At 53.2% G+C, this 23,308-nt stretch carries 25 protein-coding genes; 20 read left to right on the top strand and 5 right to left on the bottom strand.

What is annotated here, in order from left to right:
• The first annotated feature begins 190 nt into the window (after positions 1-190).
• Genes Yoon_RS17540 through Yoon_RS17530 form a run of 3 tightly spaced genes read left to right on the top strand, consistent with a single transcriptional unit; the run spans position 191 to position 2,104 of the window.
• Positions 191-706, top strand: coding sequence for a sigma-70 family RNA polymerase sigma factor (locus Yoon_RS17540; RefSeq protein WP_238114086.1), 516 nt, complete (start codon positions 191-193; stop codon positions 704-706).
• A 1-nt stretch (position 707) separates the two neighbouring features.
• A complete protein-coding gene (locus tag Yoon_RS17535) occupies positions 708-1,343 on the top strand; it encodes a ChrR family anti-sigma-E factor (protein WP_238114068.1) in 636 nt (211 codons plus the stop codon).
• A gap of 38 nt (positions 1,344-1,381) precedes the next feature.
• A complete protein-coding gene (locus tag Yoon_RS17530; RefSeq protein WP_370642220.1) occupies positions 1,382-2,104 on the top strand; it encodes a fasciclin domain-containing protein in 723 nt (240 codons plus the stop codon).
• 204 nt (positions 2,105-2,308) lie between these two features.
• Here Yoon_RS17530 and Yoon_RS17525 read toward each other — a convergent pair whose 3' ends face one another.
• Together Yoon_RS17525 and Yoon_RS17520 are read right to left on the bottom strand one after the other, a co-directional pair.
• Positions 2,309-4,567, bottom strand: coding sequence for a choice-of-anchor F family protein (locus Yoon_RS17525; RefSeq protein ID WP_238114067.1), 2,259 nt, complete (start codon positions 4,565-4,567; stop codon positions 2,309-2,311).
• A gap of 283 nt (positions 4,568-4,850) precedes the next feature.
• Positions 4,851-5,621 carry an IclR family transcriptional regulator gene (locus tag Yoon_RS17520; protein ID WP_238114065.1) on the bottom strand — a complete coding sequence of 257 codons (771 nt, stop codon included), beginning with the start codon at positions 5,619-5,621 and terminating at the stop codon, positions 4,851-4,853.
• Positions 5,622-5,841: 220 nt separating this feature from the next.
• Between Yoon_RS17520 and Yoon_RS17515 the strand changes: the two genes are divergently transcribed.
• From Yoon_RS17515 to Yoon_RS17465, 11 genes are all read left to right on the top strand, one after another.
• On the top strand, positions 5,842-6,678 hold the full coding sequence (locus tag Yoon_RS17515; RefSeq protein WP_238114063.1) for a cyclase family protein: 837 nt from the start codon (positions 5,842-5,844) through the stop codon (positions 6,676-6,678).
• 74 nt (positions 6,679-6,752) lie between these two features.
• Positions 6,753-7,097: a cupin domain-containing protein gene (locus Yoon_RS17510; RefSeq protein WP_238114061.1), complete on the top strand. Its 345-nt coding sequence runs from the start codon at positions 6,753-6,755 to the stop codon at positions 7,095-7,097.
• A gap of 1 nt (position 7,098) precedes the next feature.
• Positions 7,099-7,896, top strand: a complete 798-nt coding sequence (locus Yoon_RS17505; RefSeq protein WP_238114059.1) for an SDR family NAD(P)-dependent oxidoreductase — start codon at positions 7,099-7,101, stop codon at positions 7,894-7,896.
• Positions 7,897-7,899: 3 nt separating this feature from the next.
• Entirely contained in the window at positions 7,900-8,826 is a 927-nt protein-coding gene (locus tag Yoon_RS17500; RefSeq protein WP_238114057.1) for a 3-hydroxyacyl-CoA dehydrogenase family protein, read from the top strand.
• Positions 8,827-8,872: 46 nt separating this feature from the next.
• On the top strand, positions 8,873-10,150 hold the full coding sequence (locus Yoon_RS17495; protein ID WP_238114055.1) for an ABC transporter substrate-binding protein: 1,278 nt from the start codon (positions 8,873-8,875) through the stop codon (positions 10,148-10,150).
• Between the two features lie 58 nt (positions 10,151-10,208).
• Entirely contained in the window at positions 10,209-10,937 is a 729-nt protein-coding gene (locus Yoon_RS17490; RefSeq protein WP_238114053.1) for an ABC transporter ATP-binding protein, read from the top strand.
• On the top strand, positions 10,930-11,637 hold the full coding sequence (locus tag Yoon_RS17485) for an ABC transporter ATP-binding protein (RefSeq protein WP_238114051.1): 708 nt from the start codon (positions 10,930-10,932) through the stop codon (positions 11,635-11,637). Before Yoon_RS17490 ends, Yoon_RS17485 begins: the two co-directional genes overlap by 8 nt.
• Position 11,638: 1 nt before the next feature.
• On the top strand, positions 11,639-12,502 hold the full coding sequence (locus Yoon_RS17480) for a branched-chain amino acid ABC transporter permease (protein WP_238114049.1): 864 nt from the start codon (positions 11,639-11,641) through the stop codon (positions 12,500-12,502).
• The gene (locus tag Yoon_RS17475; protein ID WP_238114047.1) at positions 12,499-13,527 is read left to right on the top strand and encodes a branched-chain amino acid ABC transporter permease; all 1,029 of its coding nucleotides are present in this window, start codon (positions 12,499-12,501) and stop codon (positions 13,525-13,527) included. The genes Yoon_RS17480 and Yoon_RS17475 overlap by 4 nt, the downstream gene beginning before the upstream one ends.
• Before the next feature lie 2 nt (positions 13,528-13,529).
• Positions 13,530-14,468, top strand: a complete 939-nt coding sequence (locus Yoon_RS17470; protein ID WP_238114045.1) for a 3-keto-5-aminohexanoate cleavage protein — start codon at positions 13,530-13,532, stop codon at positions 14,466-14,468.
• Positions 14,469-14,491: 23 nt separating this feature from the next.
• Positions 14,492-15,301, top strand: coding sequence for a glutathione S-transferase family protein (locus Yoon_RS17465; protein WP_238114043.1), 810 nt, complete (start codon positions 14,492-14,494; stop codon positions 15,299-15,301).
• A gap of 52 nt (positions 15,302-15,353) precedes the next feature.
• On the opposite strand, the gene Yoon_RS17460 is transcribed toward Yoon_RS17465, so the two are convergent.
• Complete coding sequence (locus Yoon_RS17460; protein ID WP_238114041.1) at positions 15,354-16,064, bottom strand: GntR family transcriptional regulator; 711 nt, start codon at positions 16,062-16,064, stop codon at positions 15,354-15,356.
• A 235-nt stretch (positions 16,065-16,299) separates the two neighbouring features.
• Here Yoon_RS17460 and Yoon_RS17455 point away from each other — a divergent pair, with 235 nt between their 5' ends.
• From Yoon_RS17455 to Yoon_RS17435, 5 genes are read left to right on the top strand one after another with little or no spacing between them, the layout of a single operon-like run.
• Entirely contained in the window at positions 16,300-17,280 is a 981-nt protein-coding gene (locus Yoon_RS17455) for an ABC transporter ATP-binding protein (RefSeq protein WP_238114038.1), read from the top strand.
• Positions 17,281-17,332: 52 nt separating this feature from the next.
• A complete protein-coding gene (locus tag Yoon_RS17450; RefSeq protein ID WP_238114037.1) occupies positions 17,333-18,619 on the top strand; it encodes a PotD/PotF family extracellular solute-binding protein in 1,287 nt (428 codons plus the stop codon).
• Positions 18,620-18,677: 58 nt separating this feature from the next.
• Entirely contained in the window at positions 18,678-19,541 is an 864-nt protein-coding gene (locus tag Yoon_RS17445) for an ABC transporter permease (protein ID WP_238114035.1), read from the top strand.
• 2 nt (positions 19,542-19,543) lie between these two features.
• The gene (locus Yoon_RS17440; RefSeq protein ID WP_238114033.1) at positions 19,544-20,380 is read left to right on the top strand and encodes an ABC transporter permease; all 837 of its coding nucleotides are present in this window, start codon (positions 19,544-19,546) and stop codon (positions 20,378-20,380) included.
• Positions 20,380-21,012: an aspartate/glutamate racemase family protein gene (locus Yoon_RS17435; RefSeq protein ID WP_238114031.1), complete on the top strand. Its 633-nt coding sequence runs from the start codon at positions 20,380-20,382 to the stop codon at positions 21,010-21,012. Before Yoon_RS17440 ends, Yoon_RS17435 begins: the two co-directional genes overlap by 1 nt.
• 185 nt (positions 21,013-21,197) lie before the next feature.
• Here the strand turns inward: Yoon_RS17435 and Yoon_RS17430 are convergent, their stop codons facing one another.
• Together Yoon_RS17430 and Yoon_RS17425 are read right to left on the bottom strand one after the other, a co-directional pair.
• Entirely contained in the window at positions 21,198-21,674 is a 477-nt protein-coding gene (locus Yoon_RS17430) for a hypothetical protein (RefSeq protein WP_238114029.1), read from the bottom strand.
• A gap of 42 nt (positions 21,675-21,716) precedes the next feature.
• Positions 21,717-22,433 carry a DAPG hydrolase family protein gene (locus Yoon_RS17425; RefSeq protein WP_238114027.1) on the bottom strand — a complete coding sequence of 239 codons (717 nt, stop codon included), beginning with the start codon at positions 22,431-22,433 and terminating at the stop codon, positions 21,717-21,719.
• A 151-nt stretch (positions 22,434-22,584) separates the two neighbouring features.
• Here Yoon_RS17425 and Yoon_RS17420 point away from each other — a divergent pair, with 151 nt between their 5' ends.
• Positions 22,585-23,277 (top strand): TetR/AcrR family transcriptional regulator, encoded by a 693-nt coding sequence (locus tag Yoon_RS17420; protein WP_238114025.1) that lies wholly within the window; start codon positions 22,585-22,587, stop codon positions 23,275-23,277.
• Positions 23,278-23,308 lie beyond the last annotated feature (31 nt).

Here is a 23,308-nt window from a genome sequence, read left to right as displayed (position 1 = left end):
AACTAGTTTACGTGCCTTCACGCAATTCGGATCAAAAAATGATCCAAAATTTAGTCGCTTCCGTAATGGGGGTATGTTGACAGAATGCACACTTATAGAACAAGCTGATCGGCGCCCTATATTGGCTCCGCGAAAGGACCGTTCACAGGTGAAGCAATCGCCCCCACAGATATCGTCTCTGACGGCAGCAATGATTGCCGTACGCAATGATCGGGACCGCGATGCTTTTGCCCAATTGTTCGATCATTTTGCGCCCAGGCTCAAGGGTTTCATCATGCGCTCTGGCACTGGATCTGGGCAGGCCGAAGAGATTGTACAAGAGGTCATGCTGACCGTTTGGCGAAAGGCAGACCAATTCGACCCTGAACGCGCGCAGGTGTCCGCTTGGATCTATCAGATTACGCGCAATCGCCAAATCGATGTTATCCGCAAGGAAAATAAGCCGCTACCAGAAGAGTTGGGTGAAGATCCAAGCGCAGAGCCCGACGCCAGCCAGATACTCGCGGTTGAGCAAGAAGCTGGGCAGTTAAAAAATGCATTGGGGCGACTGAAGCCGGACCAACGCGAAATGATTGAAAAAGCCTACCTTGGCGAGCTTACGCATCAAGAGATCAGCACTCAAACCGGCCTGCCGCTTGGCACTATCAAATCCCGTATCCGTCTGGGCCTTGAAAAGCTACGGCACGAGCTGAAGGAACTACGATAAGATGACTACGATCACACACCACGTCCCTGACGCCCTACTGGCGGCCTATGCAGCAGGAAGTCTACCGCAGCCCTTTGCGTTAGCCGTGGCCGCACATATTTCGCTGTGTTTGGACTGTCGTGCGACATACGAAGCGCATCTGGCCTCAGGTGGCGCGGTCTTGGAAACGAGCAGCGCCGAAGTCGTATCAGCAGGATTGAAAGCCAATGTGCTTGATTTGTTGGATGCGCCGATTGACTCAAAACCGGTTTACCAACGATCAGGCGTTTACCCCGGCCCGGTGATGGAAGCATTGAATGGTAAGCCGCCGCGCTGGAAATCCCTTGGATTGGGGGTCCGTCAGAGTATTTTGTCGGATGGGACAGATGGGTCTGTACGTCTGCTTTATATTCCGCCGGGGCGCGCCGTGCCTGATCACAGCCATAGCGGCTTGGAACTGACGTTGGTGCTGCAGGGCAGCTTTAGCGATGAAACCGGACGGTTTGGTGTCGGTGATCTTGAAGTGGCGGATCAAGCCGTTGAACACACACCGGTTGCCGATGCTGGTGCACCTTGCATTTGTCTTGCTGCCACGGATGCGCCATTGCGGTTCAATTCGCTTCTACCACGCTTACTTCAACCTCTCTTCCGCATTTAACGCGCAAGATATTACCCATGTGACCCAAGTTTCTTCGGATTCTCATCGGCAGTGGCGGCGTAACGATTGCTGATGGAACTGGTGCAAGGGCAAATGTCGTAATTGCTGACATTATGGCCAACAATGGAGTTACCCACGTCATCGACAAAGTGCTGTTGCCAGGGACGCGTCCTGCTTGCCACTCGTCTAAGATTGCGCCCAGCAAAAACAAGCGGTGCGCCAACTCAAACGATTTTTACAGAGCCGAGCCGAACATGAACAAGACGACTGAAATCTTTGTCAGCGACCGTATGCAAACCGGATATCGGTATCAATTGGAAGAACCTACCGGTAAGAATTTCGCTGGTGATTTCAATCCCTGCTACACCCCACAAGAAATGCTTGAAATGGGGGTGTTCGAGGGCCGCTACCTGAACGATTGCCGCAACGAGTTTCCACCCGAATGGTATCGAAACGCCAAGATCAGCGAAAAAGCGGACCCCCGTTTGAATTTCTTTGGCGTTAAGAGCCGCCAACCCTTGGGTGTCTGGCAAGAAAAGGGCTGGATCTACGGTCCGGACCCTCGCGGTTGGTTTCAATGGTATTGCCGTTATTACCTCGGAAGACGGTTACCCGACACCGATCAAACTCAAATCCGCCGATGGCGAGGGTTTGCTAGGCATGCTGGGCAAGTGCGAGCCAATTGCTATCCGGGTGACGTATTCTGTAGACCACGGCAACGTCAGGCCCTACTGCAATGGTCTCATGATCCTTTGATATAACTGCTGATCCCGAAAACACAGCGCGAAGCTGAAGTTTCTTGATGATAGGATCTTAGCCCCAAGTATCCCTAAATACCTCCTTGGTTTATATTTTTCTGCCTGTTCTCGAAGTCGACAAGTGACAGCATTTTGTTTCTCGCACTGACCCGCACCCAATTGAAAACGGCACCAAATGAGGTGCCGTTTCTTAACCATTTAGTCGATTTAGAATGAAGCGCTTAAACCGACGTGAACCCCTTGGCTTTCGTAGTCATCGCCAAACGAACCGCGGTACCCGGTTTGCAGCGAGATTTCACCATGCGCACCTGACGAAATAACACTCTCAAATCCAAGACTGACGTCGACCAGATTTTCGTCCATGCCGTCCACGATGTAAGACGTGCTGGGGAGACCGACAAACCCGCTTGCAACGACAAGGTCATCGCCAGACGCCTTTGTGAATTCAATGCTCCCGCTCAGGTGGCTCGGATTGTTGCCATAGTCAAAGCGATATTCACCGCTTACCCCAACCGACGCCAAGACGGTTCTAGAAGTTTGTGCGTCGACCTCTAGGTTCCATAAATCGGCACCAGTCTCAGTAAAGCTATCAGTTGAACCATTGTAGAGTTCCACTGAAGCAGTTGGGCCGACCTTAAAAGACCCAAAGTCTTTCAGGTAATCGACTTTCAGCGCGGCAAATATCTGCGAGCCATCAGGGGTTCCTGATGCCGTCTCGCCCATCACGGATCGTTCAGATTCGTAAGATAGGTCTTGATAACCAACAAGCGCTTGTACCAAGCCCCCATTCCCGAAACGGGTGCGTGAAAACCCAGTGAGAGAAAAGCCTTCACTGTCGATTTCACCGAGGTCCTGATATGCGCTAGCCGATCCATTCGCATAGCCTAGCGCCAGACCAATTGACGAATTGCCGTTTGCGAGACGTTTCTCCATGCCAAGCGTGAACGCGGTAAGTGCGATATCATATCCAATCGAAGATGACGTCGACGCATACGAAGACTGGGACCCGCCCAATGAAACAAACCCATATAGATCGTCGCGTACCAGCCAGCTATCCACGCCTGCGCGAGTTGCCGCCACGTCAGAAGCTTCATCGTCTTGTCCCCAAGGCATTGCGCCCATCACGGCTGCAATTTGATCGCGGGATGCTTCGAATCCGCTGTTAGAAAGTGCTGCGGCATAGCCAAAGCCCACGGATTCAATCGCCTGCAAGCTTTCCGTGGTTTCCATTGCCAGAATTTCTGCAATTGCGGCTTCGTAAGCTGTTGCGTTCCCTAAATCCCAATAGGGCACATTCGCAGCCGCATCGAGATATCCAGCTGTCTTAAACTGATACTCGGAACTTGTGTTTTCAACGATTGGTGCAAAGGTCGGTACGATCCGCACGATCACTTCGCCACCGTCGATAGTGCCAACTGTCATCGTGTAGTTGAGGTTCGCATTGCGCAAATCCTCAATTGCGCCGACTGAGAAAAGCCCATTCGCCTCAGCGGTAGCAACAATATCTGCCGGAACGAGCCCACCAGCTACATAGCCAAGCGCCGCTACATCGACACCAAGCGAAGTGGCAAGTTCTGCAAGCCGCGCGTCAATGCCTTCGTCTGTACTTAATGATCCGTATGTCCAGCCACCGCCAGCGATGTTATTCCATGCAACGAGTGATGCTTCGTCGTTTGGATCATCGTTGTCATCCCAGAAAAGGCCGTCTGGAACCATCGAATCATCAAGATAAGCCGTTCCGAAATGTTCGTTGAAGACGGTGTTGCTTAAGGCCCCGAAAGTAAGCGCATCGTCCGATGTAGTCCGGTCAAACGCCGCGCGTTCGTCAGAGAAGAACCCAATATCATTTTCTTGGCCGCCTTCACCAAACAGCCCATCAACTAATCTAGATCCGATACCAATATCGGTTGCGTCAAGATTAAACAGAACGGCATTTTCCGGTGCTAATTCTCCCATTGGATTGCCATCCGCATCCAATAGTTCAAGGCTAAACCCTGTCATCCGAGCCCCGGAATAATTCGACGTCTTGCCGAAGGTAAAGTAGTCGACCGAGGGGTGATCGACGCTTGCTGTTGTGCGCAGACGGATATTTGTGGCGTCTCGCCCGGTAAGCCATATCTTGATGCGCTTGCCTGATCCGCTCTCGGAATCACAGTAGACGCCCGGATTGCTTGCCTTCAGGCAGTTCGTAACTTCGCCACGCGACACCAAGTCAGAAAAATCCGTGATGATAGATTCGAAGGGGGGAACAAAATTATCGTTTTCATCTCGTGTCGCCGTGAACGTCACTGCGCCGATACCCGGCTCGACGACGCCCTCAGTCGTGTCGACATAGATAAACCCGCCACCCGAGGTTTCGATCAACGGGTTATCATCAAACGTATCCGCGAACGCGGGACCACATATCAAGGCGAAAAGCGCTGCAGGCGCGACTGTTCTGTTCAAATAGCTTCTATTCGTCATCATAGGGTCCTCCGGTTAAATTACCAAAAGCTGGCAAGCACCTGCTTTCGCCGCATTCACACACATATGCAAATGCTGGAATATGTTAACGGAGCCCTGCCAGTTTAGAATTGATCTAGATCAGTATCTGGAAGAGGTTTTTTGAACTTTTACTCCCTGCGACGGCATATGCGTCAGATGAACCGCGAATACATCTTGGCCGATGGGACGTTAGTGACCTTGGCTAAAAGTGGCGCACGCGGAAGGCATGGGTGACTTTGGCGATATTCTCGCCTCCATTTTTCGCTTAAGGGAATTTCCCGCGATCCATCATTTTCGCGATATTCTTTTGTGTCGTTCGAATTGCAGTTTCGATTGCTTCGCTCTGGCGGGAAAAGCGCGACGTAGGCACGGGCACGGAAATCGCGTGGCTATTGCCGAGCCAATCCTCAAACGCGAAACCTATGGCGCAAATCCCATCCGTATGTTCGTTGTTGTCATGGGCGATACCGTTCTTTGCGACTTCGTCCAAAACGTGTTCGAGCTTGGCGGAATTAGGCTGCACATTTTGACGTGCCCATTCTTGTTCCGCGAGTTTAAGCGCTTCGTTGCGCGGCAGATTTGCCAAACATGCGCGCCCATTTGCGGTTGTCGTGATCGGGAACACCTCGCCGACAGACGAAATTGCACGCAAACGCTGGGTGCCGGGAACTTGGTCTAGGAAAATCATTTTATCACCGCGCAGCACAGATAAATCGGCTGTCTCACCTGTGGCTTGCGATAATTCAGCCAAATGAAGCCGGCACTGTTCGACGATGTTATAATGCGTGGCGTCTGCAAGCGCGCCGAGCTCTGGGCCAAGTTTCAGCCCGCCGCCATTTGCGACGGCAATGACAAAGCGTTCCGTCTGCAAGGCGCCCACAATCCGCTGCACCGTAGAACGGGGGAGCGATACAGCAGCGGCGATTTGACCAAGGCTCATACCATCGGGCTGATCCCGCATTGCGCGCAGAATCGCGGCTGCCCTAGCGATTACCTGAATGCCCGTTTTGCCATTTTCTGCGTTTTCGACAGCCATGCTTTTGTTCTCACTCGTTTCTTGTCGCTTGTAACACCCAATAAATAAGGGGGTGTCAAGGCGTATGACCGCTATGCGATACAGGGGTACCGTATAGTGATTAATTTCTTGACGCAACGCCGGGTCGTGTGTTTTAGTTTCCGAGACGGGACGGGAGGATCCATCCTGACATATTTATTCAACAACGCGGCCATGGCCGCGAACGGAGGAGTTGTATCTAATGGTCGAGATACGTGGCATTGAATTTCAATCGAACACTGACAACGACATGGGGTTGGAGTTCTATAACCTGAGCCACCGCTTTGGTTTCCAGAACCCAAACTGGCCGTATTTTCAGGACACCAAGATTGAGCGCATCCATTACATGGCGAAATCTGGGGTTCTGAGCCAACGCATCACAACGACCATGCACGCCACAACCCACATCGACGCGCCTGCGCATGTGGTGCAAGGCACCCCATTTATTGACGAAGTTCCGCTGCCGCATTTCTTTGGCACCGGCATTGTCGTGTCACTGCCCAAAAAGAAGTGGGAGCCGATCACAGGTGAAGATTTAGAAAATGCATGTGGCCACGCGATCCGCAAAGGCGATGTGTTGATCATCAACACCGGATGGCATCATGACTATGAAGACGGCGATTACTTTGCCTATTGCCCCGGATTTGTGCCTTCAGCGGCCGAATGGATGGTCGAAAAAGGTGTGAAGGTTGTTGGCCACGACACCCAAGCCAATGACCACCCGCTCGCCACAGCGATTGGCCCACAGCGCAACGGTCCTTTGCTGCCGCATCTAGAAGAAGAATACAAAGAATGGTCCGGCGGTAATGATTGGAAAGATGATTTTCCGGATTGGGAGCCATGCCACCAAATTCTGTTCAAGAACGGGATATTGGGCATCGAAAACGTCGGCGGCGATCTTGATGCTGTGACAGGCAAGCGTTGCACATTCGCCTTCTTCCCATGGAATTGGGACCGTGGTGACGGCTGTATCATCCGTCTCGTCGCGATGATCGACAAATCCCAAGACTTCCGGATTGAAGACGGCTCTGACTTCTAAAGAAAAACAATGCGCGGCCCCCATCATTGGGTGGGGTCCGCAATCTATTGGCAATATTCTGGGGAGGAGAAGCCATGCATCTTAAGCGTTTCCAAGACGCGCAGCCCTATGTTGCGCCTAATCATTTCGAATGTCACGGGCTACGCCTGCAAGGTTTCGAAGAGGGCGGGCCAACCAACCAATGGGTCGGGTTTAGCCAGTTTCTGCCGGGCGGTGGTGCTGGTCCAGATTTCACTCCGTTCGAAAAAGTCTACGTCATGCTTGAAGGCGAGATGACCCTGATCGTTGACGGCACTGAAACCGTGATCCGCAAATACGACAGCTGCACCATCCCCGCTGGCGAAGTTCGCAAGATTGAAAACCGCAGTAATGACACAGCCAAGATGCTGGTCGTTATTCCTTACCCGCCGGAGGCCTAAAATGAACGCGATGCAAAACCCACTTTCGATGTTTGACGTCAAAGGTGACGTTGCGCTGATCACCGGGGCGTCTGGCGCCTTTGGCATGGTCGCCGCCCGTATTCTTGCGGGCGCTGGTGCGAAACTTGTTCTTGTTGCGGGAAATCAATCCGCGTTGGACGATATTGCCGTTGAATGCCGTGAAATGGGCGCAGAGGTCACTGCCATCAACACGCGGCCCACGGACGAAGCAATTTGCGCAGATTTGGTCGCACAGGCCGTCGCCGCCTACGGCCAGCTTGATATTCTTGTAGTCGCGTCTGGGATGAACAAGGTGGCATTGATCAATGATATGCCGCCCGAAGATTTTGCTGCCGTGATGGACGCGAATGTGACCCAAACTTGGCTCTTGTCGCGCGCAGCGGCAGGTCAGATGAAAGCCCAGGGGAGGGGCGGTAAGATCGTTCTTGTTTCTTCAGCGCGTGGTCTTCTTGGTCATCCGGCTGGCTATACAGCCTATTGCACGTCCAAATCCGCGACTGACGGTTTGACCAAGGCGCTTGGATGCGAGTTGGGGCCGACAGGCATTACTGTGAACGCAATCGCGCCAACAGTGTTTCGCTCGCCATTGACCGCATGGATGTTCGAGGACACCCCAGAAGCGACCAAAGTCCGTGAAGGGTTTTTGTCACGCGTGCCAAAGGGACGTTTGGGCGAACCTGAAGACCTTGCAGGGCCGCTACTGTTCCTCGCATCGAAAGCTTCTGACTTTTACACTGGGCATATTCTTTATGCCGATGGCGGATATACGGCGGGCTAATTGATGAGAAAGAATAGACAAATCGCCGTCATTGGCGCCGGACTTATGGGGCATGGGATCGCGCTGACACTCGCTCGCGCCGGACAATATGTACGCATCACCGACCCTGTCGCAGATGCCCGCGCGAGTGTGGCACAACGGATCTCTGATAGCTTGAAGGCACTAGGTGAACCGGTTGAGAATATCCCAGCGATCTTGAAGAAGATTGAAATCATCAGCACAACGGCAAAAGCCGTAGCTGAGGCAGAGGTCGTGTTCGAAGCTGCGCCCGAAAAGATGGATCTCAAGCAAAAGATCTTTGCGGAAATCGAAGCGCATGCACCCGACGATTGTATCTTGGCGTCGAATACGTCGGTGATGCCGATAACAAAGATCATGGGTGAATTGCGCCTTAAGAACCGCGCGCTGGGCACCCATTGGTGGAACCCGCCACACATGATCCCGCTGGTCGAAGTTGTCAGCACCGAATGGACAGATGCTGCCGTGGCGGATGACATGATGGCGCTCTTGGCGGATGCGGGCAAAACCCCTGTGCGGGTCAAGAAAGACGTGCCCGGCTTTATCGGAAATCGCCTGCAACATGCGCTTTGGCGCGAGGCGATTAGCCTTGTTGAAAATGGCATTTGTGACGCGAAATCGGTTGATACCGTCATCAAAGCCAGTTTTGGCCGCCGCCTCGCGGTGCTTGGCCCATTGGAGAACGCAGATCTGGTGGGGACCGATCTGACGCTCGATATCCATGAAAATGTGCTGTTCGACCTTGAGAGCAGGCAAGGCCCATCGCCCTATCTTGGACAGCTCGTCGCGGATGGGCGGCTCGGTATGAAATCGGGCGAGGGTTTCCGCAAGTGGACGCAACAAGAAGGTGACGAAGTGCGTGCACGCGTGGCGCAACATCTGAACCGATTAGACGGGATTTTGGATAACTAGACACTAAATCGACCGCCCTAAAGGGCACCAAACGGGAGGAACTAACATGAACAAACGCTCACCTTGGACCCGCCGCGGGTTTCTTGCCGGTGCGTCAACCACATTGGCCGCGCCTGCGATTTTGACATCCACACGGGCCTATGCCCAAACGCGCACATTGCGCGTGGGGCATGTCAGCCCACAAACGGGGCCGTTGGCCGCCTTTGCAGAAGCCGATGAATATATCTTGCAGGGCGTCGTGGATGCCTTTGCTGGCGGCATTGAAAACAACGGAACGGCTTGGAACATTGAGGTCATTTCTAAAGACAGCCAGTCCAACCCGAACCGCGCTGCCGAAGTCGCAGCCGACTTAATCCTTGATGATGAAGTTGATATTATCGTTGCGGCCTCAACACCGGATACAGTGAACCCCGTCGCCGATCAGGCGGAAATTAACGAAGTGCCTTGCATCAGTACCGATTGCCCGTGGCAGCCTTATTTCTTTGGCCGCAACGGTGTGCCGGGTGAAGGGTTCCAAAATACCTATCACTTCTTCTTTGGGATCGAAGATTGGATTGGTGCGACCCTAGGAATGTGGAGCCAAGTCGACGTTGGCACGCAAGTAGCCGGAATGTTCCCCAATGATGCAGACGGCAACGCCTTTGGCGATGCGCAAAACGGCCTGCCACCTGCGATGACCGCCGCTGGATACAACATTACCGATCCGGGCCGCTATCAGCCGCTGACGGATGATTTTTCCAACCAGATCGCCGCCTTCAAAGAAGCTGGATGTACGATTGTAACCGGCAACATGATCCCGCCCGATTTTGCAACTTTCTGGGGGCAATGTGCGCAGCAAGGGTTCAATCCGCAGATTGTGACTATCGGCAAGGCGCTCTTGTTCCCGTCAGTCATCGAAAGCCTGGGTGATCGCGGTGATGGGCTGACGACCGAAGTTTGGTGGTCACCTGATCACCCGTATTCATCGTCGTTGACAGGTGTCAGCGCGCGTGAATTGACCAACGGTTATACCTCATCGACGGGGCGCCCATGGACTCAGCCAATTGGCTTTAAGCATGCGCTATTCGAAGTTGTGGCTGATGTTGTGCGCCGCGCAGAGGATCTCGAAGATCCGGCAGCCATCGTTTCCGCCATTGCGTCAACGAACCTTGATACGATGGTTGGCAATGTGAACTGGGACAATGGCCCGATCAATAACGTCACCAAAACCCCACTTGTTGCCGGACAATGGCAGAAAGATGGCGACGCATTTGACCTAAAGATCGTGGGCAATGCCGGTCAGCCAGAAATCGCTTTGACGGGCGAACTCAAACTCCTGTCGTAAACAAAAATGGCTGCGCCATGCGCTTGGCGCAGCTGACATCCCAGTGACCGAGAACAAAATGACGGCATTTCTACAACTTGATCAGGTTTCAAAATCCTTTGGGGCCGTCACGGTCGCCGAAGACCTGAGCTATGGTGTGCAAGCGGGCGAAGCGCTTGGCGTCATTGGCCCAAATGGTGCAGGCAAGACCTCGATGTTTAACCTCATTACCGGTACGCTGCGACCAAACAGCGGGAAAGTCTGGTTTGATGGGCAAGACGTCACCGGCATGAACGCGGCAAAACGCTGCCGCGCGGGCATGGCGCGCAGCTTTCAGGTTCCGCAACCGTTTTCGGGCATGACGGTCTTTGAAAACGCAATGATTGCCGCGACGCAGGCCGCCGGGTTGTCCGGCCAAGCTGCCGAAAAATTCTGCCTCGAAATTCTAGAACAAACTGAATTGCTCGACCGCGCAAACACATTGGCAGGCGGGCTTACCCTGCTTGGGCGCAAGCGGCTTGAATTGACCCGTGCGCTTTGTGCCAAGCCAAAGCTTTTGATGCTTGATGAAATCGCGGGCGGGCTGACAGAATCTGAGTGCGCGTCGCTTGTGAAGACCATCAAAGATATTCACGCGCGTGGCGTCACGATAATCTGGATCGAACATGTCGTGCATGCGCTGCTTGCGGTGGTAGACCGCCTAATTGTGATCGATTTCGGCATGAAGATCGCCGAGGGAGAGCCAAAGGCCATCATGCAAAGCCCAGAAGTCCAAGAAATCTATCTGGGGATTGAAGCTGATGCCTGACCCAATCTTACAAATTAGCGGGCTTGACGCCCACTATGGTGATTTCCAAGCTCTGTTCGGTGTCGATCTTGATGTCGCTGAAGGTGAAGTGCTTGCGATTATCGGTGCAAATGGCGCAGGCAAAACCACGCTGTTGCGGTCGATTTCTGGGCTGACCCAAAACGCCCCTGATATGATCCAATATCGCCGTGCGCCAATTGGCGGCTTGCGCGCAGATGAGGTCGCTAATTTGGGGATCGCGCTAGTCCCCGAAGGTCGCCAGCTGTTTCCATCATTATCAGTCGAAGAAAACCTGATTATCGGTGGTCAAATCGGGCGTAAAGGCCCGTGGTCGCTACAAGCCGTTTATGACCTGTTTCCAATCCTAAAAGAACGCCGCGCGCAGCAATCGACATCATTGTCAGGCGGCCAACAGCAGATGGTTGCGATTGGGCGTGCGCTGATGGCGAACCCCGATCTGATCCTATTTGATGAGATCAGTCTTGGGCTTGCGCCCATCATCATCAAAGACATCTACGATGCGCTGCCTGGCATTATTGGCGAAGGCATGAGCGCGCTGATCGTTGAGCAAGATATCTCAAAGGCGCTGTCGGTTTCGAGCCGCTTTTACTGCCTGCAAGAGGGGCGCGTATCACTATGCGGCGCTTCGGCAACTGTCGCCCGCGAAGATATTTCGCGCGCATATTTCGGAGTCGCATAATATGGAATGGGTCAACGCAATTGTGCAGGGCACCTTATTGGGCGGGCTTTATGCCCTATTTGCAGCGGGGCTGTCGCTTATCTTTGGTGTGATGCGGCTGGTGAATATTGCCCATGGTGATTTCATCGTCCTTGGGGCCTATCTTGGCCTTAGCGTGACAACGATCTTAGGTATTCATCCGCTTGTCGCATTGGTTTTTGTCGTCCCTTGCATGGCCATGATTGGCTATATCTTGCAGCGTGGAATTCTGAACCAAACCTTGGGTGGTGATCTTTTGTCGCCGCTCCTGGTGACGTTTGGATTGTCGGTGATCTTGCAAAACGCACTGCTGGAAATCTATTCAGCTGACCCACAAAAAATGAACGCGGGCGCGTTGGAAACTGCAAGCGTATCACTCGGTGATCTCTCTCTTGGGGTTCTCCCGCTTTTGACATTTGGGATCGCGGTCGCAGTGATCGCAGCCCTACAGTGGACGTTCTACCGCACAGCGCTTGGGCGCGCATTTCGGGCAACGTCCGATAACCAAGAAATTGCGCAACTCATGGGGCTGAACAGGCGTCACATCTTTGGCATGGCAATGGCGCTGGCGCTTGCCGTTACTGCGATTGCGGGCATCATGCTTGGCATCCGGACAAGCTTCGATCCCTCTGTTGGCGGCGGGCGGCTGATCTTTGGCTTCGAAGCCGTGATCATCGGCGGGCTTGGCAACCTTTGGGGGACACTCGCTGGCGGGGTTATCCTAGGCGTAGCCCAGACCATCGGCGCCAAGATTGATCCGGGGTGGCAGCTACTGGCAGGGCACATTGTGTTCTTGGCTATTCTTGCTGTCCGTCCCAATGGGCTATTCCCGAGGGTAAGCGGATGAAACATCTCGATTTTCACGTCACGCGCAGTTCTGGGGCTACCAAGATTGCGGCACTCCTTGGTATCATCATTATTCTTGGGCTCATCGCGGCGCCTTGGTGGGCCGGGCGCGCGGATATGCGGCTATTGGGTGAACTGTTCTTGTATCTTGCATTGGCGAGCCTTTGGAACCTGATGGCAGGATATGCGGGGCTCGTATCCGTGGGGCAGCAGGCCTATGTCGGATTTGGCGGCTATATGTTGTTTGCCCTTACAATATTCGGCGGGTTGCACCCCGTAGCCGCGATTGGGGTTGCGGGCGTATTGGGCGCGCTGATCGCAGTACCTGTAGCGCTGTTGATCTTTCGCCTGCGCGGCGCCTATTTCGCCATCGGCACTTGGGTCATCGCCGAAGTTTTCCGACTGTCGTTTGCACAGGTGAGTTCGCTTGGCGGAGGATCGGGTTCATCGCTACCTGTGGGTATCGTGAAATCCTTGTCCGCATCGCGCTCTGGCCGCGAACATCTTAGCTATTGGCTTGCGCTTGGGTCGGCGTTGATTGTGATCACGGCTGTCTATCTTTTCTTGCGGTCCCGTAACGGGCTGGCCCTGACGGCTATTCGCGATAATGAACTCGCCGCGGGATCACTTGGGATCGATATTTGGCGCACCAAATTCGTGGTCTATGTTGTGACGGCTGCACTGACCGCGATGGTCGGCGCCCTGATATTTCTACAAAAGTTGCGAATTTCGCCCGACGCAGCATTTTCGGTAAACGACTGGACGGCCTTTGTGATTTTCATCGTTGTTATCGGCGGTATTGGGACCATCGAAGGGCCGATACTAGGCACGCTCATCTTCTTTTTGCTGCGTGAAACGCTAGCTGATCTTGGGACGATTTATCTGATGGTCCTGGGCGTCGTCGCGATCGTCATCATGCTGAAGGCACCAAATGGTATCTGGGGCCTGATCCGGAGCAAGTTCGATCTCGAACTCTTTCCGCTCAGCTTTCGCGTCAAGAAATCGCATTCCTCAAAAGGAGCCTAACCATGGCTAAGAAGCAAAAAACCATCATCACATGCGCGATTACAGGGGCTATCCATACCCCCACAATGTCAGACGCGCTGCCCTATACCTACGATGATATCGCGCAGCAGGCGCTGGACGCTGCCGAAGCGGGCGCATCGATCCTGCACCTGCATGCGCGCGACAATGAAACCGGCGCGCCATCAGTTGCGATTGATGATTTTGCGCCGTTTCTGCCGCGCATCAAACAGGCGACGGATGCGGTGGTCAATATCTCAACGGGTGGGTCACTAACCCTGTCCATCCAAGATCGGATTAATCCTGCCAAGACGTTCTCTCCGGAAATGTGTTCGATGAATATGGGGTCGATGAATTTCTCTTTCCATCCGCTTGCGAACCGCTACAAAGATGATGACTGGAAGTTCGATTGGGAAAAGGATTATGTTGCCAATTCTGACGGCAACATCTTTCGCAACACGTTCAAAGACATCAAAGAAGCCGCCGAAACGCTGGCACCGCATGATGTCAAATTTGAACATGAATGCTATGATGTTGGGCATCTGTATAACCTGAAATTCTGTATGGATATCGGGCTGTTTAAAGCCCCGGTATTTATCCAATTTATCTTTGGCATTTTGGGCGGTATCGGGCCAGAGATCGACAATCTGGTGTTTATGAAACGCACGGCGGACCGCCTATTTGGCGATGATTACCGCTGGTCCGTGCTTGGGGCGGGCGGATCACAAATGACGCTTGGCACGACGGCGAGCCAGATGGGCGGGCATGTGCGTGTTGGGCTCGAAGACAGCCTGTTCATTTCGCGTGGCAAATTGGCCGAAAGCAACGCGCAACAGGTCGCCAAGATCCGCCGCATTGTTGAGGATCTAGGTTGTGAAGTCGCGACACCAGACGAAGCACGCGAAATCTTAGACCTAAAGGGCGGCGATCGAGTCAATTTCTAACGCCGCACCGTTGAGGAGCAAAGATGCCACTGATTGAAACACAAAACCCCGCGCTCAAAACCCTAACCGGTCTGCACCTATGGCACGCGCCGTTGTCGAGCTGTTCCCAAAGGGTACGGCTGGTACTATCCGAACTAAACCGTGATTTTGAGAGCCACTTGGTGAACCTAGAAGCGGGAGAGCATGCAAGCGAAGCCTATCAAGCCATTCATCCCAAAGGGGTGGTGCCTGCGCTGGTAGACGATGGGCGCCTATACATCGAATCTGTCGATATCATTCAGCATTTGGCGCAGGGGCACGCCGATCTCATGTGCGCCGACGCAGACTTGCTTGCGCTGGCAGATGGGGCACAATTGGATCTGAAGTTGCTGACGTTTGAGTTCCTGTTTCGTGGCGCGCCGCCGCCAGACCCCAAGCAGGTGCAAGCCTTCCAAGAAAACCACAAGAATGCTTGGCTGCGTCAGTTCTATCGTGACTTTCAAGCCGGATTTGACCGCGCACGGGTTGATTACGCAGTACGCAGGACCGACGCCGCACTGAAGCTTCTAGACGCGCGACTAGCGGATGGGCGCAAATATCTATCCGGCGAGGCTTTTTCACTATCCGATATCGCATGGCTGCCTAACATCCATCGGTATGCAATGATGGGATGGTCCTATGAGAACACACCTCGCCTGTCGGCATGGTTTGCAGGCATGAAAAACCGTCCAAGTTACGGCACAGCTTTGATAGATTGGCAGCCAGTCGAAATTCGGAATGCCTTCGCTACATATACCCAGCGGCGCAGCGAAGAAGGGACTGATATTCGTGCCTTTGGCGGAGTGTACGAATGATGGTAAATGGCGCGCGTGTAGTTGCGCGCTGAATCCTTGCTCATGTCGGTTCTTATGCCGTTGGATCTCCCGACAACATGGCCTTCAAGTTCTGCTTCACTGGGGGCAATTCGTGCAGGTTAAGTGCCGAATGAAGATCGACGAGATGGCTTTGCATCAGCTCTTCTGCAAGCGTGCCATTGTTATCGGCAATCGCATTTATCAAGGCATGGTGGGCTTGGCTTTCACACAAGGCGCTTTCGCGCCGCCAGTATAGTGCGATGATCAGCGATGAGCGGGCGATCAAAACGTTGATCATATCCGCGATGGTTTGTTGTTTGGCGATTCGCGCAATTTCTAAATGGAACTGACCGGACAGGTACAGCGCGCGCCCACGGTCGCCGGCTGCCAGCGCAGCATGCTCTTGTGTGATGTGATCGTTAAGAAGCACAATGTCATCCGGTGTGGCATGCAAAGCAGCACTTCTGGCCGTACGTGGTTCTAACAATTCGCGGGCCTCAAAGACCTCATGGGCTTCTGTAAGGCTCGGCTGTGCCACAAAGGCACCGCGGTTGCGTTTGATTTCAACGATTTGCTGATGGGAAAGGGATTGTAGCGCTGCGCGCACCATTGTGCGTGACACGCGGTAAATATCTGAGAGTTCATCTTCGCCCAACTTGGTGCCCGGGGCCAATCGGTGTTCATGAATGGCTTGTGACAACGCATTGGCGATAGACTCTGTCGTGACGTTGGTCGTATCGGCTTTGGGTGTGTTTAACGTCATTTCAGTCTCCTGTAGATCGAAATGCCAGAGCCAGATTCGAGACACAACCCCATTCAAATTTACAACAATAAAGAAGTTTATTGTATACAATATTGTGCGCAATTAACAGTCACGCCCGTTTTTGTTCGCTCAAATACTAGGCGCGCCTTTCAAATCGCTTTGCTCCAAGTCCCAAAACGATTGCGTCATCCGTGCTTCAAAGCGCTGCTAGACCCATCTGCGATTGGGGGCCTGTATGGGAAATCAAGATTTAGAACTCGTTGCTGTGACCAAACGCTACGGCGCAACGGTTGCTGTCGATGCCATCAACTACCGTTTCAAATCTGATAGCTACACCTGCTTGCTTGGCCCTTCGGGGTGCGGAAAATCTTCTACATTGCGCATGATTGCTGGCCACGAAAGCGTGAGTGACGGCTCAATCGTGCTGGCGGGGCGTGATGTGTCGCATTTGCCGCCCGCACAGCGCGGTACAGCGATGATGTTCCAGAATTACGCATTGTTTCCACATCTCAGCGTTCTGGACAACGTTGCCTTTAGCCTCAAGATGAAAGGGACAGAGACAGCCAAGCGGCATGTTCAGGCCCGTGAGATGCTGGAGCTGGTTGACCTCACAAATCTTGCTGGCCGGCTACCCGATCAACTTTCCGGGGGGCAGCAACAACGTGTCGCTCTTGCGCGTGCGCTCATTACCCGTCCTCAGGTTTTGCTGCTGGATGAACCCTTATCCGCGCTTGATCCGTTCTTACGGATCCGTATGCGAGGAGAATTGCGTAAACTGCAAAAAGAGCTGGGCATCAGCTTTATCCACGTCACGCATGGCCAAGACGAAGCACTGGCTTTGGCCGACGACATTATTGTGATGAATAACTCGGTTATTGAACAAGCAGGTCCCGCACGCGACGTGTTCAACGCACCGCAAACCCAATTCGTCGCGCAATTCATGGGCGGGCATAACGTGGTTGCCCTGCCAGCGGGGCATTTCGCAATTCGTACCGATGCCGTTTCAGTTACGGAGCCCAAACAAGGCGGGATCGAAGGAAATGTGACATCCGTCGAATATCAGGGCACCCATGTGTCCCTGTCCGCGCGGATTACGGGCGACCAAGAGGTGCTGGCCCTGATCCCTGATGCCACCTTTTTTGCTGACCCGCATTACCCCGGCGACCGGATCGGTCTGCACTGGGACGCCAACGACCAACACAAACTGACCGCATGAACTGTGGCGCCTTTACTTCCAACAAAGACCTGTCTGACAAGGAGACTGACCAATGACTAAATTTACGCAAAGAAACGGCCTGAGCCGTCGTACCCTGCTGAAAGGCGCGGCTTCCACTGCGATTGCAGCGGGATCCACGACCCTCGGCGCTCCGATGCTATGGGCGCAGAACATTAAAGACGTGACGCTGCGCCAATTCGGCACCGGGGTGTCCAACTTGAATGATGTTGCCAACAAAGTTCAAGAAGACCTTGGCTTTACACTTGAAATGACTGCGCTTGATACCGACAGCGTCACACAACGCGCAGCCACACAACCAAATAGCTTCGACATTGCCGACATCGAATACTTTATCTGTAAGAAGGTCTGGGCAGCAGGAAACCTGCAGGCGATGGATACCAGCAAGATCGACAACTACGACAAAATTGCGGGTACCTTCCGCAGCGGTCTTTTGACACCTGAAAGCACAATCGCGCAAGGTACAGCGCCGCACACGGTTGGTTTCACATCTGGTCAAAACGGCACCGATTTCGTGCAAGAGGAATCCGGTTGGATGACCCTGATCCCAACGATCTATAACGCTGATACATTGGGCATCCGCCCCGACCTAATTGGCCGCCCAATCAGCAACTGGTCTGAACTGCTGAACCCTGAATTCAAGGGCAAAGCCTCGATCCTTGATATTTCGTCCATCGGGATCATGGACATGGCGATGGTTGTGGAATCCATGGGTGAATACACTTACCCAGACAAAGGGAATATGACCAAAGAAGAGATCGATCTGACGATTGGGATCTTCACAGAGGCCAAAAAGAACGGCCAATTCCGCGCGTTCTGGAAGTCGTTCGATGAATCAGTCAACCTGATGGCTTCAGGCGAAGTTGTGATCCAGTCAATGTGGTCGCCTGCGATCACCGCCGTGAAATCGCAAGGCATTCCATGCGTCTACCAACCACTTGAAGAAGGATACCGTTCATGGGGCGGCGGCTTGGGCATTTCGGCCGCACTTTCTGGCATCGAATTGGAAGCGGCTTACGAATACATCAACTGGTATCTGTCCGGTTGGGTTGGCGGTTACCTGATGCGTCAGGGCTACTATTCAGCGGTGCCTGAGACATCTAAAGAGTTCATGTCCGCGGACGAATGGGGCTTCTGGTACGAAGGCAAGGCCGCCGAAGGCGATATCCTGTCACCAACAGGCGACAAGCTCGCCGGTGCGGGCGAAGTCCGCGATGGTGGTTCGTTCCTAGACCGCATGGGATCTGTTGTTTGCTGGAACTCCGTCATGGACGAGAACCAGTACATGGTCCGTAAGTGGAACGAGTTCATCGCCGCTTAAGAAGACTATCGGGTGCGCCATATTATGGCGCACCTATCCCCCAACTCAAGAATGCCCAATGAAAAAGTTACGCAAGAATCCCGCTATTTCGAACCTGCTCATGGTGTCGCCTTTGGCTGCCGTGCTGTTTGTTTTCTTAGTGCTTCCGATTGTCTTGATCGTGATTGTCAGCTTCTGGCGGGCCACGGAATTTTCGATCATTCCGGCATTCGAATTTGACAATTATGCCTTCCTCTTCGGGTCGCCTGTGACCTACACAGTCTTTTTCAACACATTCAAATACGCAGCCATCACCTGGGCCTGTACGCTTTCGATTGGGTTCACCGTCGCCTATTATCTGGCGTTCCATATCCGCAGTCAGACGTGGCAAATCGCACTATTTTTGCTTTGCACGATCCCGTTTTGGACCAGTAATATTATCCGTATGATTTCGTGGATTCCGTTTCTGGGCCGCAACGGGATTGCCAATTCGACGCTGATGTCTTGGGGCGTGATTGACGAACCGATCGAGTGGCTGCTGTTTTCAGATTTTGCCGTCATCCTCGCCTTCGTGCATCTTTATACGCTGTTTATGGTTGTCCCTATCTTCAACACGATGATGCGGATCGATAAACCTTTGATCGAAGCTGCCCGCGACGCTGGCGCGAACGGTGCGCAAATCTTGTGGAATGTAATTATCCCGCTCACCAAGCCCGGGATCATGATCGGTACGATCTTTGTGGTCACGCTGGTGATGGGTGATTTCATTACCGTCCGGTTCATGTCCGGCTCGCAATCGGCGAACGTTGGTCGTCTGATTTCAAACGATATCGCTTTGCTGCAATACCCCAGTGCCTCGGCCACGGCGATTGTATTGCTGCTGACGGTGCTCCTTACTATCGGCATCCTGCTGCGTTTCGTTGACATCCGGAAGGAGCTTTGAACATGGAACCTCGCCCTCGGTCATTCTACGTGCTCAGCACCTTTTTTGCGCTTTTCATTCTGTTCCTTTACGGACCAACGATTACAATTGGCATCTTGTCGTTCCAAGGCGAGGGAGGAGGGCTGACCTTCCCCATGCGTGGCGTATCGTTGCACTGGTTCTACGACTTGTTCGAACAGCAAGCCGTCGGCGATATTTGGGGAAGCTTCCGGCGCAGTTTTGTGCTTGGCCTGATGGTCATGGTCGTCACGGTCGTCGTTTCCGTGATGGGGGGGCTGGCGTTTCGGCGCAAGTTCCCGGGATCTAACATCCTGTTCTACCTGATCATTACATCACTGGTCATCCCATCGATCCTAATCTCTTTGGGTGTGGGGTTGCTGTTTTCCCAATCGGGTCTGAACGTGCATTGGTCGACGTCTGGCTTTGGGGCGCAACTGACATGGACGCTGCCTTTTGGCCTACTGATCATGTTCGCCGTCTTCAATCGCTTTGACAAAAGCTATGAGGAGGCAGCACGTGATCTCGGCGCGACCCCTTGGCAAACATTGCGCCACGTGGTGCTTCCGATCATTGCGCCGTCGCTGATCGGGGTCGCCTTGTTCGGTTTCACGCTCAGCTATGATGAATTTGCCCGGACGCTTCTGACCTCTGGCAGCTACAACACCCTTCCACTCGAAATCTACGGTATGACAACGAATGTCACTTCACCCGTGCTATACGCGCTGGGAACACTGACGACCGTGTTCTCTCTTGTCATCATTGGCGTTTTTCTTTGTGTCGCTTTGATCGCGAACCGTCGCCGCGCACGCCAAGGTTCTGATGCAGGAAAAGGCGTTTAATGATCGTCATCATCAACCCCAACTCAACGGCTTCGATGACAGATGCGATGGTCGAAACGGCCCGCAAAGCGGCGCCCAACGCAAACGTCACTGGCTGGACATCCACAGGTGGTCCACCCGCTATCGAAGGTGAACTGGATGGGAACGCGGCCATACCTCCCATGCTCAAACTCGTGAAACAGGCGGATGAGGCGGGGGCCGCCGCAATCATTATTGGTTGCTTTGATGACACTGGTCTAGATGCAGCCCGTGAACTGGCAAGCTGCCCGGTCATCGGAATTGGGCAAGCGGCCTACCATCTGGCGTCGCTTTATGGGGCGCGGTTTTCTGTTGTAACGACGTTGGATGTTTCAGTTCCCGTTCTCAAGGTGAATATCAAGAACTATGGCCTAGAAAGGAACCTTGGACGGGTAAGGGCAAGCGGTGTGCCCGTTCTAGCACTAGAGAACGATCGCGAAAATGCGACGCAGCAGGTCAAAGCAGAGATTAGAGCCGCATTTCGTGAAGATCGCATCAGCGCTGTAGTGCTTGGGTGTGCTGGAATGGTGCACATCATCGAAGACAGTGACGACCTTCCTGTGAAGCTGATAGACGGTGTTTTCGCTGCGGTAAGTGTCGCGGCTATGTTTTGACGAAACCTTACGCGGCGTGTTAATTCTCAAAATTGCTTCAGTCGACATCGCTGACATTAGCCGCGATGCGGAATGCTAGTGTGGAAACGATGTCGAATTGCCGTGCGAGGTTCGCCTGCGACACCGAACCTAAGCGTTTCAACGCATTCTAATATCGGCCGTATGGCTAAGGAAATGCGGGTGGTTCAGCCGAACATATGTTTAATCGCGGTCAACCCTGCGGGTATGTCAACCAGCATGGACCCAACGTAGAAAAACAGCGAGAGGCAGGCCCAAATGCCATAGGCGGTTGGGATTTTGATTTCTGCGCGGCGGCGAAGAAGCATGATCGCACCCGGTGCCCAAAATACGACATGTAACAATGATATTTGCCCCGCGAGAACAGGAATATTTTTTGACCAAAAAAACATCCCGATTGCGTGGCTGATCGCAAAGCCAACAAACACCCACCGTGCGGCCACATGCTTCTTAACGAACGCGAGCGCCGCAATATTGGTAAGCAGCATCATCCCAAGCCAAATTTTTACGTAAGTTGGCAAGGCAAGCCGAGCGACATTGTTCCATTCTTCTAACGCAGGAAGCGCGCTTGCCACTGCCGGAATAAGGACAAAGCATGCCGCCAAAGCCGCGATGGTTAGGTTCGATTTGACGTTCATTGTCATTGCTCCCACGATTGTCGTGTAATTGCGATGTTTTGCCTGCTGTTATCTTTCGGCGTAAATTTCAGGAAGAAAACCAGCCAGAATGGTCATTTCATCGAAGCAATGATCCATCAAAGCCAGCGCGGCAGTTTCTTTTACGGTTACTACCCGTGCCAGATAGGTGTTTCCGACGGTGCCGATGATGGATGGTACCGCTTCGTTGCCTTCACGGGATGCAACCATTCCCAACCAAAAGCGGCTGCGCATCTCTGCGCCGCCTTCGACGTTCCGTATGATGTGGCACATTTCTCCGGCATACAGCGGCTCTTCGAGCAGGCCGACACGGGCGCAAACTGCGACGTCATCATCAGCTAAGTCGACTTTACCCAAAATTTCTTCGGGCTCAACAAACTGGATTCTTAGTTTTGCCAAATCTTCGCCGATATACTCATGCACCAAATGGCTCGCGCCAATCAATTCGCCCGGAACCTTGTTTTCCCAATCCATCCAAACATGGGCGTCGGGGAACCAACGTTTGTAGTGTTCGGTTGTTTGCAAATAGTCAGAAAACCACCAGCCCACCATTTCGGCGCTGACACCAGGCATTGGAGTCAGCGCTGAGACCTCGTAAATGCCGTTCGGGAGACGTTTCACACCCGTTTCAAACCCAGGCTCACCTTCCGCAAAGCCTGGCGTAGGCTGACCACTAAAGGGTGGCATGCCAAACACTGCAATGCCGAGCGCCAAGATGACGGCGCCACCGAAAATCCGTTTTTTCATATCGCTGACTTCCTTTTACGCATTTACGGTTAAATATTCCCCATTCGCAGAATGTGTCAACATTATTCTTCAGTCGGGGAATATGGCTTGAAACAGATCCCACAGGCAAACTACACTCACCTAAGCTGGAGCCATTGAGATGCATTGAAAAATGGCGGAGCAACACGCGCGTTTTGAAGTGGAGAATGTGATCATCATGCCAGAGGCAACCGAAAGAAAACGTGGCCGTCCACAGGCCACCCAAACTACGGACCTAAAACTGGCTCTGCTGCACGCCGCAATTGATCTATTTGCTGAGCGCGGCTTTGACGGTGTCTCGCTGAGCCACATCGCTGAAAAAGCGGGGGCCGACAAAGGCCTTTCAAGATATTATTTTGGATCAAAAGAGGCGCTGTGGAACGCAGCTATGGCACACCTTGCAAATTGCTTTGCGCGGGATCTTGGCAAGTCACTTGATGTTGAAAACGCGAGTGAAACTGATGCATTAAAGTCTCTCATTCGCGCCTTCATTGCAGCATCCGCGCTTTGGCCACAGGTAAGCCGCGTGATCGTTCACGACGGCGCGAAACACAGCGAACGCAGTGAATTTTTGCAAGATCGCTTGATCACGCCGTTCTACAACACGCTGAAAGTCTTGATTACGGGCGCGAAATCTGAGGGTGCCCTCCCGAATGTTTCTGACAGAACCATCTTCTTTATGATCACCCATGGCGGGTCGTTCCCAATGGCGCTTCCCATTCTCACCAACGCGATTGAGGGCGGGGACATCGGCTCGCCCGACGCTCTCGAAGCCCATTCTGACGCTGTTATTGAGTTGTTGTTTCGCCGGACTTCAGGAAATTAACACGAGGTTAGTTGTGTCAGTGAAACCACTT

Source organism: Yoonia sp. I 8.24 (genome assembly GCF_022096995.1).
GTDB lineage: Bacteria > Pseudomonadota > Alphaproteobacteria > Rhodobacterales > Rhodobacteraceae > Yoonia.
Note: the sequence above shows the minus strand (reverse complement) of the source record. Positions and strands in the feature narration are given on the sequence as shown.